The 16,826-nt window shown below is 56.0% G+C and carries 11 protein-coding genes and 2 pseudogenes; 12 read left to right on the top strand and 1 reads right to left on the bottom strand.

All coding sequences use genetic code 11. The annotated features are described in order from the left end of the window. Nucleotides 1-91 precede the first annotated feature (91 nt). The 4 genes and pseudogenes from BDK88_RS20765 to BDK88_RS20750 all read left to right on the top strand — a co-directional run. On the top strand, nt 92-1,123 hold the full coding sequence (locus BDK88_RS20765) for a PAS domain S-box protein (protein ID WP_130502021.1): 1,032 nt from the start codon (nt 92-94) through the stop codon (nt 1,121-1,123). A 202-nt stretch (nt 1,124-1,325) separates the two neighbouring features. Beyond that, nucleotides 1,326-1,604, top strand: a complete 279-nt coding sequence (locus BDK88_RS20760; RefSeq protein WP_130502020.1) for a hypothetical protein — start codon at nt 1,326-1,328, stop codon at nt 1,602-1,604. 6 nt (nt 1,605-1,610) lie between these two features. Beyond that, a complete protein-coding gene (locus tag BDK88_RS20755) occupies nt 1,611-2,036 on the top strand; it encodes a hypothetical protein (protein WP_130502019.1) in 426 nt (141 codons plus the stop codon). Nucleotides 2,037-2,064: 28 nt separating this feature from the next. Beyond that, nucleotides 2,065-2,805: pseudogene (locus tag BDK88_RS20750) on the top strand (hypothetical protein); the annotation flags it as partial. Nucleotides 2,806-2,817: 12 nt separating this feature from the next. Here BDK88_RS20750 and BDK88_RS20745 read toward each other — a convergent pair. Beyond that, the gene (locus BDK88_RS20745; protein ID WP_130500312.1) at nt 2,818-4,116 is read right to left on the bottom strand and encodes an IS4 family transposase; all 1,299 of its coding nucleotides are present in this window, start codon (nt 4,114-4,116) and stop codon (nt 2,818-2,820) included. Nucleotides 4,117-4,201: 85 nt separating this feature from the next. Between BDK88_RS20745 and BDK88_RS20740 the strand changes: the two are divergent. The 8 genes and pseudogenes from BDK88_RS20740 to BDK88_RS20705 all read left to right on the top strand — a co-directional run. Next, nucleotides 4,202-5,206, top strand: a pseudogene (locus tag BDK88_RS20740) (hypothetical protein); the annotation flags it as partial. Continuing rightward, nucleotides 5,203-6,036 carry a hypothetical protein gene (locus BDK88_RS20735; RefSeq protein WP_130502018.1) on the top strand — a complete coding sequence of 278 codons (834 nt, stop codon included), beginning with the start codon at nt 5,203-5,205 and terminating at the stop codon, nt 6,034-6,036. The pseudogene BDK88_RS20740 and the gene BDK88_RS20735, both read left to right, overlap by 4 nt. Before the next feature lie 2 nt (nt 6,037-6,038). Further along, nucleotides 6,039-7,157 carry a hypothetical protein gene (locus BDK88_RS20730; RefSeq protein WP_130502017.1) on the top strand — a complete coding sequence of 373 codons (1,119 nt, stop codon included), beginning with the start codon at nt 6,039-6,041 and terminating at the stop codon, nt 7,155-7,157. After that, complete coding sequence (locus BDK88_RS20725; protein WP_130502016.1) at nt 7,157-8,266, top strand: hypothetical protein; 1,110 nt, start codon at nt 7,157-7,159, stop codon at nt 8,264-8,266. Before BDK88_RS20730 ends, BDK88_RS20725 begins: the two co-directional genes overlap by 1 nt. Further along, nucleotides 8,259-10,466, top strand: coding sequence for a VirB4 family type IV secretion system protein (locus BDK88_RS20720; RefSeq protein WP_130502015.1), 2,208 nt, complete (start codon nt 8,259-8,261; stop codon nt 10,464-10,466). Before BDK88_RS20725 ends, BDK88_RS20720 begins: the two co-directional genes overlap by 8 nt. Next, nucleotides 10,459-14,271, top strand: a complete 3,813-nt coding sequence (locus BDK88_RS20715) for an ATP-binding protein (RefSeq protein WP_130502014.1) — start codon at nt 10,459-10,461, stop codon at nt 14,269-14,271. The genes BDK88_RS20720 and BDK88_RS20715 overlap by 8 nt, the downstream gene beginning before the upstream one ends. Beyond that, nucleotides 14,268-15,152, top strand: coding sequence for a bifunctional DNA primase/polymerase (locus tag BDK88_RS20710; protein ID WP_130502013.1), 885 nt, complete (start codon nt 14,268-14,270; stop codon nt 15,150-15,152). Before BDK88_RS20715 ends, BDK88_RS20710 begins: the two co-directional genes overlap by 4 nt. Next, on the top strand, nt 15,149-16,660 hold the full coding sequence (locus BDK88_RS20705) for a primase-associated protein (protein ID WP_130502012.1): 1,512 nt from the start codon (nt 15,149-15,151) through the stop codon (nt 16,658-16,660). The genes BDK88_RS20710 and BDK88_RS20705 overlap by 4 nt, the downstream gene beginning before the upstream one ends. Nucleotides 16,661-16,826: the final 166 nt, after the last annotated feature.

The following is a 16,826-nucleotide window of genomic DNA, read 5'->3' as shown; positions in this document are numbered from 1 at the left end:
TCTCGAGAGAGTCGTAGTGACATTCTCCGTGAAATGCACTTGAACATACTATTATTATAGGGAATTTCCTATGGTCAAGTATGATCTAATAATGGAAACCAAGAACCCATCTCTCCCGTCGATCGTTGATCGTCTGAATGCCGGAGTCACACTGCACGAACCAGAGACAGGTGTGATTCTCGACGTGAACAATCGATTAGAGCAACTGTATGGGTATTCCGCAGGCGAACTTCGAGGCATGTCTGTGGGGGACATCACACCCTCTTCACAGAGATACACAGAAGCGGACGCTCTCGATCGAATCCAGGCTGCTGCTGCTGGGAATTCCCAGATCTTCGAATGGAAAATTGAACGTGCAAATGGGGAATCTCGATGGGTACGCGTTCATCTTACACCAACACAACTGGATGGGGAAGTCTACGTCTGTGCTGAAGTAAACGATATTACGAAGTACAAGGCTCGTGAGCAACTTCTTCGGCTCTTGAACCGCGTTATCCGTCACAATCTGCGGAATGAAATGAATATTCTTATGGGATATACAGATCGGGTCAAGGCCGCCATTGAGAACGATCAACTCGAGGAGGAACTGGAGACGGTTTTAGAGATCGCTTCTGAGGTCGGGCGACTGAGCGATTCGCTCACCGAAATTGAACAAATCGTTGAATCTGAGGCGACACAGCGAGAAGCGACGAACCTTCGGACTCTGGTTCAAACATGTGCGACAGCGGTCCAGTCAACCTATCCCGCAGTCGATCTGCTGGTCGAGGCACCGGCTGATGTCTGGGTGGTCGGGAATACAGGACTCAAACATGCGATCGAGCATGCGATCGATAATGCGGTGAGACATAACGATCAGGAGACGCCAGAAGTGACGATACTGGTAACTGACGATCCCGAGGCCAACCAAGGGATTGTCCGAATCGCAGACAATGGACCGTCTATCCCTGAAATTGAGACTGACGTGTTGGACGACGAGACGGAAATTAGCAGTACGTACCATGGCTCTGGCGTTGGCCTTTGGGTGATGCAGTGGGCTGTGAATTCACTCGGTGGGGACCTTTCTTTTGAGGAGAACTCACCTCGAGGCAATCTCGTTCAGATTGCGCTCCCAAAAGCGGAATAATAGCCTTCCTTTCTAGCCAAAAAGAGGAGTTCTAAATCTGACTGTTCATTCAACTTAGCCTACCCACAATCAATGTATCTGTCTAAGATATAATTTGTACCGTTATAGTGTTGGTCACCATAAACTATATATTTTCTACCCAATAATACAGACAATATGCACCGGTCCTCAACCGGTGTCGACCAATACGATCACATCACACATGATTACACGGTCAGTCACCGTCGAAGATATCGATGACCTGTATTTAATGTGGAACAGTCATATCAACGCATCCGCCCTCTATCGTCGTGCCCTCCGCGAAGAGATGGCCGTTCGAGACGTTGATCCACATGAATTCCGTACGCTCCTCGAGCGAGCTCGTGAGCAGGGGTACACGTTAGACGAGATTGCTGACAAGACCAACCGGTACGCCGATCTTCAGTCACTTGTCGAAGAATCACAGGGCCAGCGTACCGCTGGAAATACAACTCACGACTAACCTGCTATGTCACCAGACCCTATCCCCTCCGAGCATGAGAATAGCAGCGAACACGACCGTAACCGACCGATGAGCAGCCGAATTCCCAGACAGACTGCGATCGCGATTGTCCTGCTGACGTTGGTCGTTGTGGAACCTGCCGCAGCACAAAACAACGCAGTCTGTGGAACAGACAAACTCCCCGGGATGGTTGAGGGGTTCTTTCAGTTAACCACAACACTGGGTATCGTTGGTTTTGTTGTTGTCTGGCAGGCTGATACCCTCGTAGAGATATTCGTACTCGACCCAGAGCAGAAGAAGGCGTTCAAGCGTCACAAGCGCTCTGCGATGAAGTCCATGGTTGTTATTGTCGTTCTCGGCCCTCTGTATACGGTTGCTGGATCCATGATGGGACTTCCGATGGCAGAGTGTGTCAACTTCGTCCCCTGGTAATCACACGCCCATCCCTATCGCGAGTTCCATGCACCACTGCGAACGCTCCGTGCTCATCGCTGCGCTGTTCGTGACCAGCCTAGCCACGGGTAGTGTCGCTGCTGATCCACCGCGACCGGGAACCGAAGGAAACGGACTCACTGAAAACGAATCCGCGACGCTCTGGTCGCGAGACGCAGACGAGTATCTTGGTCAAGACACGTTCCGCCAGCGATACGGAGACAGCCGTACTGCCGTTCACCAACTCGCCAACGGAACGGACATCACGTTCAAACGACCTCCCGAAACTGCCGCAACATGGACCCGGAACGATTTCGAGGATCTCAACGCCGGCGGGTCAGAGACCTCCGTCTATCCGACTCATGCAACTCTCGAGGACGGCGTGTTCATCGAGGATGCCCATGCGACCATCTTCGCCGTCCACCCATCCACTCGAGGGCATCTCGAGCCCAACGAGACCCCGCTCTACATCGCACCGAACGGGACGATGCGCGGTTTCATCGATTACCGCGTTCGCGTTCCCGAGGACAGAACCTCTGGAAACACGACGATCGAGTGGTCGCTTACCGAGCACGAAATCGAGGATATCCAGTTGCAGACGGGCGATGAGACCATCGCCAAGGAAGCCGGCTCACACACGCCAACGCTCGACTACAATCTCGAGGATGACGGGAGTACAACCCTTTCCCTCGAAGCCGAGATTTATACGCGGCTAAAGAAGACCACACGAATCGATCGCGGCAACGAGACAGATGTTCGTGTCTCCTACATCTGTGTTCGGTTAAGGCCAGACCTCCGTCTTGAAGGCTTGAGCCACTCGTTTATTCAAGGTGAGGCGTGATTTCTCTGGTTGGCGAGCCTCACAACGCACAAGTTCAGGAAGATTCGGTGGTGGATGGCCCAGAGCAAGTCCGAGATCTGCAAGCACTGGCTGGGCGACCGACCGAAAGGTCGTCGCCCAGCGTTCTTCTGGATACTCTACGTCCGGTTCAATCTCCTGAAACACCGCTAACAAGGCTCTGCTGACCACAAGCGTCAGCAGAGCCGCCGTCACGAGCAACTCTGCAATCGCTTCATCACCTGTCTCGAACTTCTCCAGTCCATACCGCGACTTCAACTCCCGGAACAACAACTCAACCTTCCATCGCAGGCTGTACAAGGCTGCTACTTGCTCTGGGGTGAACTCGTCCGGGAGGTTCGTCACGTAGAGGTGGTAGTCGTCGGTGTCATCGTTGCGGACACCGACGACGCGAAATTCAACGATAGCCTGTGACTGCCTCTCACCATACTTCCGGCGCTTGAACTCGAACTCACCAGTCACATCAATGTGCTTGCGCGTGAGCTTCGAAAGTCGGTCTTGGAGATGGGTTCCAGTCAAGGAAATGGCGCGCCCGCGCCATTTCCGTCGCTCGCCGACGATTCGTGGATTGGCGTTCGTCTTCAACCGGCTCACAAAGTAACCATCGTTTTCGTCGATCAACGCGAACCGTCGGTAGCTGTAGAAACCGAGATCGAACAGAAACAGCCGCCCACGCAGCCAGTTCCCCGTGCGGAACTGGCTGCTTTCATGAGTTCGTTCGTCAGTGAGTTTGAACTGTGCGAGCGTCTGTCTCGTGACGTTGTAGACGAGATACAGCTGCGCTCCGGATTGGTCTTCGTGAGTTGCTGGAAATGCCGTAAGGAGCCGATGCAACCTGAACACGGTTGCATCGGCGATCATCGTATCGCGGAACTGGGTGAGTTGCGGAGCGATGGTGTGCGGAACCGCGACCTCCTCGAGCGCATGCGCGAGGAGGTCGCTCAAGAGGTTACGGAGTTCCGGCGTAAATCGGTCGTAGAAGCTAGAACGAGCCACGGTTTGGTTAGTCGCAGTCTGATAGGCCCGCTGAAACGCGGCGATAGAGCGGGTTTCGCCGTCCACGGCGAAGCCCAAGATGAGCGACCAGACGAGCATCGTGATGTCGATCGTTCGATGGCGTTGGACGGCATCGCGCTCGCTCGCGATGCCTTCAACGAGGTCTACGGGAAAGAGGGAAATCAGCCGGCGGCGTATGAGTGTTGGAGAGAGTTCAGGTAGCACAACCTCTCTCTACGCGGTTTCTGAAGATAACCTCATCAAGACGCTGGCGTCTGTCGGTTTGGCTCCTTAACCGAACACGGATGGTGTCTCCTACCGAACCGAGTCGGTCACCGTTTCGGATTCAATCGACGTCGAGATTTACGATCTCTCGGCGTCTCCCTACTACGCCGAGTATCCTAATGGAGATACTGGCGTTGCCATCTTCCAGTCGCGGCCGTGGCAGGGATACACACTGACAGCAGATGGTGAGTCGAGGGTGCGTGGTGTCTGGCGATTTTACACTGCACGGAACACTAACTGGGACACGCTCATTCACTCGAGTCGGACCGATAGTACTGCCGTCGACTCTGATGCGATTCCAGTAGCTGTACACGCCTACCCGTCACGGATCGGCCCCCGCGCTGAGCCCGTGCGAACCGGGCCAGAAATCATCGATACATGGGGGACTGAACGGCCTGCCCCAGGAGAGACCATCGGCGAAAACGTCAACATCGAGGTGATAAACCAGTCGTACACGACGACCTACGGTGTCGCTGTTCGCACTGAGAGCGTCGACCGTGATGCTCTCCACGTTGCAGGTATCGTTCGAGGCGTTAACGCCTCAATCGACGAGCAGGATGCGGGTTCTGAGCGCCAACTCCGACGGAGTAACCTCTCTGTCGAGATTCTCGAACAGAACCAGTCCCAGGCAACACTCCGGATCGAACTCCGGGATGCCAAAACAGGCGCACCGATCACGCTCGCCGATCGGAATCGATGGTTCCCGATTGGGGGTAACTCTCGGAACGGATACATCACCATTGCAGAGCAGCGTGTCGAAACTAACGCGTCCGGGGTCGCTCTCGTGACGCTTGACCAGCCCGGCATCTACACTGCTCGGTATCATCCGGGGTCGTGGATCGGACATAACCCCGCATACGTGAGTGATACCGCAACTGCTCGCTGGCACCCGTTGGGAACAATCGATGGCTGGTTCGCCCTCTTTTTCGAGGTCGGCTGGCACCTCATCCCGTTTTTCGTGATGTTCTATGCGGGACAGCGACTCTTGCGGATGCTTGGCCCAGAAGAGATCTTCCAGCGAAAACCATGACTCGAGATACCCCACAGATCAGCAGACGTACCGCCCTTCAAACAGTTGCAGGCGCTGCACTGGTAAGCGGTGCTGGCTGCCTCACCAGTAATGAGAACACCACCACTGGTAACGGAAAGAGTCCGGCAGACAGCCAGGGTGTGATCCAGCGAGTTGCTGTCGATGGCACCGCGCTTGTTGTTGACCTCTCGGCAGATGCAGATGTCGATCAGATCAATCTCATCCAACCAAACGGAGAGCTGTTCGGGCAGCGCGATGTAGCTGCTGGAGCACAGCAGGTTTCGTTCGACCTTGGTACCTCCTATACGCCGGGAGAGTACAGCGTTGTTGCACTCAATGGCGATGAGACCGTGGTTGAACGTTCGAAAGAGATTCAGCCTAACATTCGCATCCGTGATGTCGGACTCTACCGGAATAATCCTGACAAGCCGTGGGACGAGGTCTACGGAGATACAGAAACGGATCGGATAAAGAATGGAGAGGCATTCGTCACAGTCGAGAACACAGGAAGCGGACCCGAAGTGATCGTGAATCTAGTGTTCTCTGGTGGCGTCCCAAATCCGATTGAAAATCCTCGAGGTAGTGGGATGTACGAAACCGAGCAAGTAGTCGTCTCACCTGGGGAAACAGCAGATCTGTTCAGTAACTCGTTTCCATTTGGTTCAGAATCAGAGGTCGGCATAGGCTGTACCTCAGATGGAAATGAGGGCCAATTCACAGTTAGTGTTCAAACACAGGTAGATGGTAGTCAGATTTCGAAAGCGTACAACGTTCTGTATTCGGGTTCTAATGAGATGAGCGATTGTGAGGTTACTATCGAGGAGGCCTAACCATGGTGGACCTAATAGATGTCGTCCTTGAGGGGTTCAAGGGTGTTGTTGAGTGGTTTATTGGGTTGTTCATGGAGGGACTTCGATCGGGGTACAACACCCTGACCGAGGAAATGTTTGGTACCCCAACCCCACAGACAGATGGTGCTTTCATTTTCGGCGAGCCGAGTAATGCTCCTTGGCCAGCAATCCAAGATGGGGTGATTGGTGGCGAGATCATGCTTATTTCTCTCCTACTGCTCATAATGAGTGTTCAAGGTCGCCACACCATTCGAATCTTCAATATTGGCAGTGCCTATGAAGCCCGGAAAACGAAGAAGACAGCTTGGGTTGGTGCGTTTCTCATCATCACATGGTATTGGGTTGGTGCTCTCGCGCTCTTCCTCGTTGATGGGTTCACGATCGCCCTCATGCCCGATCTTTCCTCCCTTTCAGCGGCAATGCTACGGTTCTTAGCGGGCACAATTACTAATCCAGCGTTAGGACTACTCTTTGCTCTTCTCGGTGGAACCGCCATGTGGGTCTTGGAATCGCTGTTCTATATCCGAAGAATTCTCCTTTACGTCTACCTGTATGGAATGCCCATTGCCTTCGGCCTCGCTTATGGTAATATCCCTGTCCTCTCTGACGTTGCGATGGGTTTCAGCAAACGGTTCGTCCCATTAGCAGTTCTACCACTTCCTGCAGCGATAACGTTCAAGGGATACGACCTTATTTACACAGGAGAAAATGGGCTTACGCCCGAGACTCTGTTTCTCGAATATCTGGTCGCTGCTTCGCTTCCATTCGTTGCCCTCTACGTGACTTGGAAGACGTTCAAATACGCAACTCCGATGACTGCGAAGGTCCTTGGAGGTGCGACGAAGACTGCAGCACTCGTCGGCGGAGTCGCAGCTGGTGCCTACGTCGGTGGCGCCGGCGTCGCGACGACAGCAGCCCGGTGGGGACCGAAAGCCGCAGCCGGTCACGCAGTCGCCCAGAAAGCCGCCGCTCGAGGTGGACACGGAAGTGAAGACGGGGAGAAACCATCGTATCGTCGAACTGAGAATGATCCGGGCGGGTCCACAGTAGAGGCATCGAGTACCAACCACGGAATGGAGTACGACCGAGGAATTTACTGATGTCAACAGACCCAGACGCGGCCGCACGGCGTATCATGGATCAATTTGGCGAAAAGAGCCACATTCCGTATCTCAACATCGAGGAAGGAGACGTTGGCGTCCTGATTGGGTTCCCAATCATCGGGTTATTCCTCGCCGGACTCACTGGAATCGAATCCCTTGCCCTCCCACTCATCGCGGGTGGCTTCGGGTTTGGTGGAGCGATCGTCTACGTTTCACCTCAACACCTGAACGCGTGGACGTGGGCAAAAGACGTCTATCGATACGCCAAACGGCCCCAGATCACGTTCAGTGCGCCAACAGACGCAGCTGAGACAGAACGAAACGAAGGCGGGCTTGCCAACTACACGCCGTTCAAACCTGACGAACGAACACAGGATCTCACGAACATCAAGCGAGCATGGCCGGGTGTTGGCGCGATTCAGCGGGCCGACGGCGCGATGGAGGCGTTCATCGAGATCGATCCCGGGAACATGGACTTCGCGATGTCCGATGACTGGGCTCAACTCCAGGACGCTGGCGAGGAGTTCGCCAACAAGAAACTCAACTCGAAGCTCAAACTCCACGCTACAACCCGATCGTTCCCAGTCGAACAAATCATCGAGAACATCGAGGAGCGACTCTCTGATGAAGACGTCACGGAGAACCCAATCTTCCGCGAACTCCTCGAGGAATACCGGGAAACGAGGCCAAGCGAGATGCGCGACCGGGGTATCCAGCAGGTTCGCTACTACATCGGCGTCGAAGTCACACCACTCGAGGTCTATGACCGCTTCCACGACGAGGGAACGCCCGCCGAGAAACTCACACGATTTCCTGTTATCGGGTTCCTGTTCAACCCGTTCGTCACTCGTCGTGAGGATCTCACAGACGTTGAGCGACGGGCTAAGATGTTCGAGAAACTCGACAGCCGGGTTACTGACGTTCGTTCTGAGTTCATCCAGCAAGCGTCGGGCTGGTCTGCACGACGGCTCAGCACTGTCGAGCTGTTCGTTCTGAACATGGATTTCTGGAACGGACGCGAGCACGACTATGACGACGCAGAACGTGTCATTCGCGACCAACCGATCATCGGTCACTCACACCGGGAGGATGAGATCGATGCATAACGTGATCCTTCAGACCGGAGATGGGACAGTTAGTCAACTCATCGAGTGGCTCTCGAATCCAACCTCGGCAGAGGGCGCGGCACTCTTCCTTCTCGGTGTTATCGCTCTCGGTGTCAGTGGGAAGCTCCTCTGGGACTGGTATACCGACGATGACGAGGAAGAAGTCGAGTTTTCGGATGTCCTCGATGAGGACACCCTCGAGCAAGGGCATGCCGAAGGCCAACTGCTCGATGAGATCGCCGAGTCACACAAGACAGTGACGGCGCCGGCTGCGATCGAGTGGGAAACGCGAGCGGCCCACGTTGGCGAGCAGTGGACGTCGACACTGTATATTGCTGACTACCCAGACTATCCCAACGATGGTTACCTGAGCGACCTCTTCGAGATGACTGACGTCCAGTTCGATCTCACGGCCCATATCACACCAAAGAACCAGGAGCGGGCCCGAAACGAACTCCAAGACATTGCTGACGATCTCCAGGTCGATGCAGACCTCGAGCAGAGTGTTCGAAGCGCCTATCTCCAAGAACGAGCGAACGAGGCCGCTGCAACCTACAGAGCTGTCGAGAGCGGAGCGCAGGTCTTCAGCCAGGGTCTGTTCATCACAGTGCGTGCCGACGAGAAAGACGAGCTTCGAGATGCTGTTCAAACGGTCAAAAGCGCGCTTCGTGATGAGCCTGCGAATCTCACGCCGAAGACGGCGATCTGTCGGCAAGATCTCGCACTCCAGTCCGCCGCACCCATCGGCGACAATGTGTTTGGACGCGAGTCCATTGCACTCGGTGGTGCTGTCGGCGCGTTACTTTCCTCACCCCACAACGCGACGATCCTCGAGGAGGGCGGTGTCGAGTTCGGGATCCACAAAGACAACCAGAGTCCGGTCGTCATCGATCCATTTGCTCGTGATAACGGGTACGCGATGTTCACCGTTGGCGATACTGGCTCTGGGAAGTCGTTCAGTTCGAAGCAGAACTTCATCCGCTCGATCGAGCAGCGCTCGGATCGTATCGGGATCATTCTCGAGCCGTTGAACAACTGGGCTGGCGTCGCCGAAGCACTCGATGCAAAGCGGATCACCGTTGGTGGTACGCTCGGGCTCAATCCACTCGAGATTCGCCAGACGCCTGAGCATGTCCAGCGAGCGATGGGTGAGGACGCGAGTCCGTTCAATGAAAAGCTCGATGATGCGATGAGCTTCCTGACGAACTTCTTCGCCCTCCGAGGTATCACACTGGGAGATCGACGGACAACGCTCGAACTTGGACTCAAGCGCGCCTACAAGCAAAACGGCATCACTGACGACATCTCGACACACAGCAACCCGAGCCCGACCATTCGGGACATGATGGACGTCTTTGAGGAGATGGTCGACTCCCCAGAGAAGTTCGTCGTGCGCTCTGACGAAGAAGCGGGGAAGCTCCAAGACGACGCGACGTGGTTGCTTGATCAGCTTCGTCCCTTCGAAGAAGATGGCCGGCACGCCAATCTCGGACACCCGTCGGAGTTCGACATCCGTGACGAGAAGGTCATCTACCTCGATCTCGCCCAGCAGGAGGGCAGCGTCGACAGCAGCACCGCACTGACGATGCAGTTGCTCATCTCGCTTGTCTACGAGCGGGCCAAAGTTTCAGACAAGGAGGTCGTGTTCTACATCGACGAGGCGCGGTACATCATGCAGGACGCCGCGAGCTTGGCGTTCCTCGAGACGGTGTTCCGACACCACCGCCACCACGACCTCTCGATCCGGCTGGTCACGCAGACCGTCGACGAGTTCTTCGAGCACGCAGAGTCTGAAGCGATCCTTGACCAGTGTGCGGTCAAGCAGTTCCATCGGTTAGACGGGATGGACGAACAGTGGGCCAGTGAGTTCGGTCTGAACTATGCACAGATGGGGTTCGTGCAAGATGCAGTTCCGGGCAACGAGGATGCTGGGTTCTCAGAGGCACTCGTCGGCGTCGACGGCGAGTGGCGTGGCATCACCGTGGAGGCGATGCCAAAGGAGAAGCAGGTCATCGACTTCGACCCGACCGAGCAGCGGCGTTCCTCGCTTCCCGGCGCTGGTGAGGAGGCAGCCGATACTGATGTGCAGGAACTCCAAGCGGAGCTCGAATACCGAGAAACAACTGGAAACGACGGCAATACTGGCATCGTCACGGCCGAGACAGATGACGGTTCTATGGGGGGAAACAACGATGACTGAGTATCTGTGCGTAACGCCGACGTCTGAGCGACTCGATCCGGAGCATATCCCTCGTGTCCTCGCCAGTCTCCACAAACTAACTACGCCAGGGTCATCGGGCCTTCGGTCGAAGCTGAATCCGCTCCACAGTGAGACACCGCCCCGATTCGAGTTCCTCGCAATGAGCGATGGTCCGAACGACCCCGTGGAGTTCTTCTACGGGGCCGATGCGCATCTCGAGACGCTCGAGAAGCGTCTCCGCTCCATCTATCCGGATACGTTCGATATCGAACGCGTCGACATTGACGTGGCTGCACGTCTCATCCAGCCGGTCGAGTTCACACCGCAGGAATTCGTCGAGCACTACGAATCCGGACAACTTCAGTACGAGTTTGGTCCGGCGGAACAGTACGATCTCGTCGATGAGGAAGCGGATGACCCCGATCCCGAGCCAGCGGAAGCAGATCCGATTGTCGACGGCGGTACAACATCCACCACAGTACCGGATCATCACATTGCCGTCAAAGAGTCCGTCCTCGAACTCGCTCCGCCCGATGCACTTCCAGATGACGGGGAGCGGCCGACCGTTGAGAAGCCGACGATGACACCGGAGGGGACGATTTTGGCTCGCCCGGCGGAAGACGCCGTCTCTCCGCTTGGGGTCCGGTGGTGTGGATCCGCGGTTCGAAAGCAGGATTGGATGACTTCGCTGACGCCGTTCACAGCGGCGGAGACGAACGATGACTTTCCGTCCGTCGACCAACCCGGCGCAGCGCTCGCGTCGCTGATCGACCACTTAATAGAGGCGACAGCGCCGATCGCGTTCCAGGTCGTCTTCCAACGACGATCTAGCTGGCAGTCCGATGCGGAGCTTCGGAAAGAGGACCTCGTCGACGGCCGGGATACGTTCTTCCAAGAGGTCTTCGGGTCGTTTCTCGAGATCGAAGACAAATGGAACGACCAGGGCGAACGACAGATCAGCGAATCCGTCGAGAAACGAATCGAGTTCATCGATGCGAAGAACGCTAAACGGTCGTTCACGGCCAATATCCGTGCGATCGGCGTTCCCTCCGAGGACACTCGTGACGATCTCGATGCCCGCATGGATTCGTTACTCCCAGTGTTCGATCCGCTTGACGGGCCGTTCTACGAGGTTGAGGGGAAGCGACTCCGCGAAAGTGGGTTCCGTGAGAAAACGAAGCGGAAGAACGCACGAGCCGCCCTGCAGCGCCTTCTCAACCGCGAACTGACGACCGGACGAGGCAAAACTCGATCCGAGTTGGTTCTCTGTGGAGCAGAACTCGCGAACTTCGTGTTGGTTCCCTCTTCCGAACAGTTGACGGTTGAGGGAACACGGGGCACTCGTGCCGAGCAACAAAGTCGGAATCCGTTGCCATGGCCTAACCCGGATCTGATTCAGCAATTCCAAGATGGGATGGCCATTGGATATGCACTCGACGAGAACGGCGAGCCGCGACCGAACCCGATCCGTGTACCTCCGGATCTGTTGACGACGCACTACGGTCGCTTCGCGTCAACTGGCGGTGGGAAATCGAAGGCAATCATCAACGACGCGCTGTCTCTCCGAGAGACGACCGGTGGTCCCGTCGTCATCGTTGACCCGAAAGGCGACGGGATGTGCAAGAACTATCTACGGTGCCACTACCAACGCTTCAACGGGTTGGACGACGTCTACCAATTCCGCGTTCCAGAGAACGTCCCTGCGTTCTCTTTCTTCGACATCCGGCCTGCGCTGGAAGCCGGGCGCAACCGCGAGGACGCGATTCAGGACAAGGTCGACCACTTCCACGACATCCTGCGGATGATTATGGGTCGCGAGCAGTACGGACAGGCGTTCGTCGCCAACGAGATCGTCAGCTACCTCATCAAGGCCCTCTTCGACGAGGAGTACGGTAGCAACGTCTTCGGTCTTGATGACCTCTTCGCTGCAGCACTCCGGATGCAACAAGAGCGAACTATTCCACCAGTTTCGGCAGACAACAGGAACGTCGAAGAATCGCTCACGCGGCACTTCGCGAAGGATGACCACCAGTTCCAGGTATCGATGGATGCCGTCGGCAACCGCCTCGATAAACTCAGAGAAGACGCACATCTGCGACGTATCTTCAGTCATGTTCCAGAACAGGGCGATGATGGCGAATACATCGACAATCGCTTTGATTTCCGCGAGTTCCTCGATGAAGACGCCACGATCCTGTTCGATTTGGGCGATCTCCGTCCGGAGGCACAGCGAGCGATCACACTCCTCCTGTTGAGTAATCTCTGGGACGCTGTGCAGGTGCGTCGACGTGACGGGAACACGGACTACGAGAACCTCACCAACCTCATCATCGAGGAGGCGGCCCCCGTCGCATCAACGAAACTCGTTTCCGAGCAGTTGCTTCCCCAGGGACGATCGTTCGGCCTGAGCATGGGACTGGTGATGCAGTTCCCTGGGCAGGTCCGGAATCGAAGCGAGCGTGCCTACGACGAGGTCCTGAATAACATCAAAACGAAGCTCATCGGGAACATCTCCATCGAGCGCGACCTTGCTGAGTCGTTGGCCCACGAAGACCTGAGCCCTACTGACCTTCGAAATCGGATTAATACACTTCCCAGTGGCGAGTGGATTGTCCAACTCCCGAGCCCGTCATTCGGGGAAACAGGTCCAGCCCCGTTCTCGGTGAAGCCGCTCCCGATAGCAGCGGGCCATCCAGAAAGCGACCAGCCGCTCTCTGTTGAGCAGGCGGATCACTTCGAAACCGTGGCCCTTCCACGGCTGGCGGAGCGTACACAGACTCAGTACGGACTTGCTGAGAGCCAAAGCGAATCGGAGACCGGTGACGATGAGGGCTGGGGAAGTAGACCGAACGATGAACGGTCAGCGTCCGTAGAGTCGACTAGCTCTGTGGACTCGACACAATCGGCGTTCATCAGACAGGCAGCTAGTGGTTCAGCAGCCGACGAAGAGAAAGAGAAAGACGCGGACTCCATTGATTCGCTGTTTGTGAATATGGGGTCTGCAGAGTCAGAAGAATCGGCTACAGAAGCGGAGACGAACGCCGTCGACGAAAACGGATTGTCGCCAGTACTGGCAGGTGGTGTGACCGTCTCCGATGGCGAACTCCGACGGCGCGGGCTCACTCACGACGACATCCGGTTCTTGACTCGTGTCCTCGACGTGATGAACAGGGACGCACCGAACCACACGCTCCTGGATCACATGAGTTTGTTCAAGGACGACTTTGATGACCTGGACGTGCAGCGGCTCATCGATCAGGACCTGCTGGAAGAAGGACGAGCCTGCAGTCGGAAGTACTACACCGTCCTCCCGGCAGGGCGTGAACTGCTTGGCCAGAAGCTCGAGGTTGGACCTGGTCAGGGAGATATCGGAGAGAAGACGCCGCACAAGGTCGGTGTGAAGTTACTCGAACTGTGGTTAGACTCCCACGACGACGTTGTACAGGTCAAACCCTATTACGAATACGACAAGGAGACGGTGTTCGACGTCGCCGCCTTCGATGCTGACGGAGAACTCGTGTGGGCCGGTGAAGCGGAACTCCCGAGCAACAACAAACACGCGCCGGTCGACGACTACGACAAGCAGAGTGCGGTGGACGCAAACGCTGTTTGGGCGTTCAACAGACGCGAGACAGCCGTCGAGGTGTTGGATCGGCTCGCAGAGGCTGACCGGATAGAAAGCAGTGTGAGTGGGCGTGCAGCCCGTCGATTCTCGGATATTCGGGAAGCCGTCGAATCGTTCGACGCAGAAGGGATGACGACGATTCGGAGCTTCAACAAGCTCGATGAGGAGTTCAATCCATGAGTTGGCGCCAAGCTACGCGCGAGGAGATTCACAGGTACTACACGGAGGAGTTCCCCTCGTACGTCGACGAACTCCCATCGTTCATCACAGCAGAGGGACCGAAACAGTACGCACTCGCGTTTCGAGAACCTCACCCGGTACGGAAAGACAGAGTTCCAGACAAGGACTTCATCCGACGAGACACCTGGCAGACGAACACCACCGGAGAGCGGACCTCAGCAGTGTTCCACGACTTCGACGACGTCCTCGAGTTCATTCGCCACCCAGCGCGGAATGACCCGCTCGGACGGAGTGACTTCGCGCTCGCAGATCCCGACCTGCTTGACAAACCAGATCCGCATCCCGATGCAGTGTACTATGCCCTTGATCATTGGGAACGGCCGTGGGTGCTCCTCGTCGATATCGACGCGAAAACAATAGCCCGAGAGCGAGCAATGCAGGCAGTACCGGACGAAGATCTTGCAGGGGACAGCGAGGCACTGCTCGATGCCGCGGGGATTCTCGAAGCCGACCCAGCAGGCTACCCATATTCCTTCGCGGATATCGAACGGGCCATCAAGTACGGGTTCGAGGTGCGAGATATCTTCGAGGACGACTTCAACGCCGAAGAGACGATGGTTGTGTACAGCGGCCAGGGCGTTCACGTCTATCTCCTCGATACCGACCCTGCCCATCGATATGATGCCAAGAGTCGAGAGGTGCTGAACGACCTTCTGCAAGACACTTACGAGATTCCCATCGATCCAGTGGTTACCGCCGACCGTCGTCGAGTCGCCCGGCTCCCCTACTCGTTGCACGCTGACGTCTGCAGTATCGTCACGCCGATAGAGTGCCCGAACTTCGACGTTCGGTCTGCAACACCGGAGGTCATCCAGTCATGAGTCAGTCGACGCCTGTCGAGGACGAGCGTACCGCCTACCGCGTTGCGATGCTTCCGCTCGAATACGGCACGACACGCATCAACCAGCTGTTCACGCGGGGCTACAATCGCTACATCGTCGATGGAGAAGACCAACCAGAAGACCTGTTGAACGACCTCGACCGATTCGGGACTGCGGCGTTCAAAGAAGACGTCAGGGCCAATACTGCAGAGGACCCCTTCGTCGACGAACCGGGAACACTCGCTGTGCTCGCGACGTTGAGTGCAATCTGTGTCAAGACACACCCGAAATTCGAGCACGCTCCGCCGCGGAAGGTGCAGGTCCTCTACGACATTCGCGAGCTCTACGTCAACAACCTCGCCTCTCTCCTTCGAGAATTCGGCGACGGGAGCCTCCAACAGGATATCGCAGAGGTGCTGTACGCGAAAGATCCTGGAGAGGATGGTCCACACCCTGGTCGAGTTTGTACAGGAATCAAAGAGATGCCGGAGTTAGGTGGTGGATTATATCTCGAGATACCGATGGCTGCGGCGTCGAGGGACTGCCTCGTTCACGCCGACACTGAGACAGGCGAAGTCGGAGAGCTGCTCACTCATGTTAAGAATAATCGGCTCTACGTGCCAGTTGGCGATTTTGACACAAAGTATCGCGAGTACGCCAGACGGGCGTTCAAGAAGCTCCTGCGAGTCCAGGAGGAGAACCTCACGGAGGACCAGCTCATGTGGCTGACGACGAATGAGTCGGCTATTACAGAACGCATCGACCGCTTCATCGAGACGGGACACCACGAACGGATCTGGCGAGACTGGAATCCCGGTGAGCGAACCATCCGTGTGCTACGGGATGCGATTCGAGACGCTCCAGACGAAGTCACCACGCTGGGAGAGTTCCACTCGGCGAAGGAGCTGTTTGAAGCAGTGGAGGCCTACGATCCAGAAGCGGACTGGAAACGAGACGTGTGTAATCGCATCTCGAGTCCCCGGAGTCTCGGGAATCTTCTCGCATCCCAGCGCGACCACCGGAGCCTGACCATTCGGCAGCACGAAAATACGAACCACTATCGAATTCAGGAGTCTGCGCGGGGCATCCAGCCACTCACTGTCGAGTCAATCGAGGATCTGTTTGAACTCCCCTGCATGGCGAACATGGCCGAACGCCTCCACGAGAAGAAACCAGTCCGAAAGGACCTGTACAACTTCGCCCGGATGGTAATGTGGCTGCCCCAGTATCAGGACAGCGACCTCGAGACGATTGTCGCAGATCTCAAGGATGTCTTCTCGCGGTGGCCATGGTACGATGAACAAGTCACTGACTACCAGATCCGCTACGAGTTTTCTAACACGATCGGAGGCGACATCCCGCTGCCGATGAACTGCGACAACGACGACATGCAGCGGTACTGTATTGGACAGGACCAATGTCCATACTCAATCTGGGGAAGTCTCCCCTTCCCAGAGGAGATGTACGACCAACTGAATGAAGCCGAATCTACTGGAGCGGAGTTCTAATATCTACAATTGAACTACCATCATCGCTATATTTCTATGTGAGAGAAAACCCGACGAGGTTAGAATCCCCGTCATGCACTTTGCAGGCTATGTATCGTCTGTTCACGACAGATATAGGAGAATTCTCCGCGAACCGCGGCAAATTCCATCAACTGGTATAATTCGC

This window comes from Natrinema hispanicum, assembly GCF_004217335.1.
Taxonomy (GTDB): Archaea; Halobacteriota; Halobacteria; order Halobacteriales; family Natrialbaceae; genus Natrinema; species Natrinema hispanicum.
The sequence above is the reverse complement of the archived record's forward strand: the minus strand, read 5'-3'. Positions and strand labels throughout refer to the sequence as shown.

Bases quoted from the DNA above. Each gene is read 5' to 3' on its own strand.
- BDK88_RS20735 (WP_130502018.1), top strand. From the start codon at position 5,203: ATGACTCGAGATACCCCACAGATCAGCAGACGTACCGCCCTTCAAACA.
- BDK88_RS20715 (WP_130502014.1), top strand. From the start codon at position 10,459: ATGACTGAGTATCTGTGCGTAACGCCGACGTCTGAGCGACTCGATCCG.
- BDK88_RS20720 (WP_130502015.1), top strand. From the start codon at position 8,259: ATGCATAACGTGATCCTTCAGACCGGAGATGGGACAGTTAGTCAACTC.
- BDK88_RS20760 (WP_130502020.1), top strand. From the start codon at position 1,326: ATGATTACACGGTCAGTCACCGTCGAAGATATCGATGACCTGTATTTA.
- BDK88_RS20765 (WP_130502021.1), top strand. From the start codon at position 92: ATGGAAACCAAGAACCCATCTCTCCCGTCGATCGTTGATCGTCTGAAT.
- BDK88_RS20725 (WP_130502016.1), top strand. From the start codon at position 7,157: ATGTCAACAGACCCAGACGCGGCCGCACGGCGTATCATGGATCAATTT.
- BDK88_RS20755 (WP_130502019.1), top strand. From the start codon at position 1,611: ATGTCACCAGACCCTATCCCCTCCGAGCATGAGAATAGCAGCGAACAC.
- BDK88_RS20710 (WP_130502013.1), top strand. From the start codon at position 14,268: ATGAGTTGGCGCCAAGCTACGCGCGAGGAGATTCACAGGTACTACACG.
- BDK88_RS20705 (WP_130502012.1), top strand. From the start codon at position 15,149: ATGAGTCAGTCGACGCCTGTCGAGGACGAGCGTACCGCCTACCGCGTT.
- BDK88_RS20730 (WP_130502017.1), top strand. From the start codon at position 6,039: ATGGTGGACCTAATAGATGTCGTCCTTGAGGGGTTCAAGGGTGTTGTT.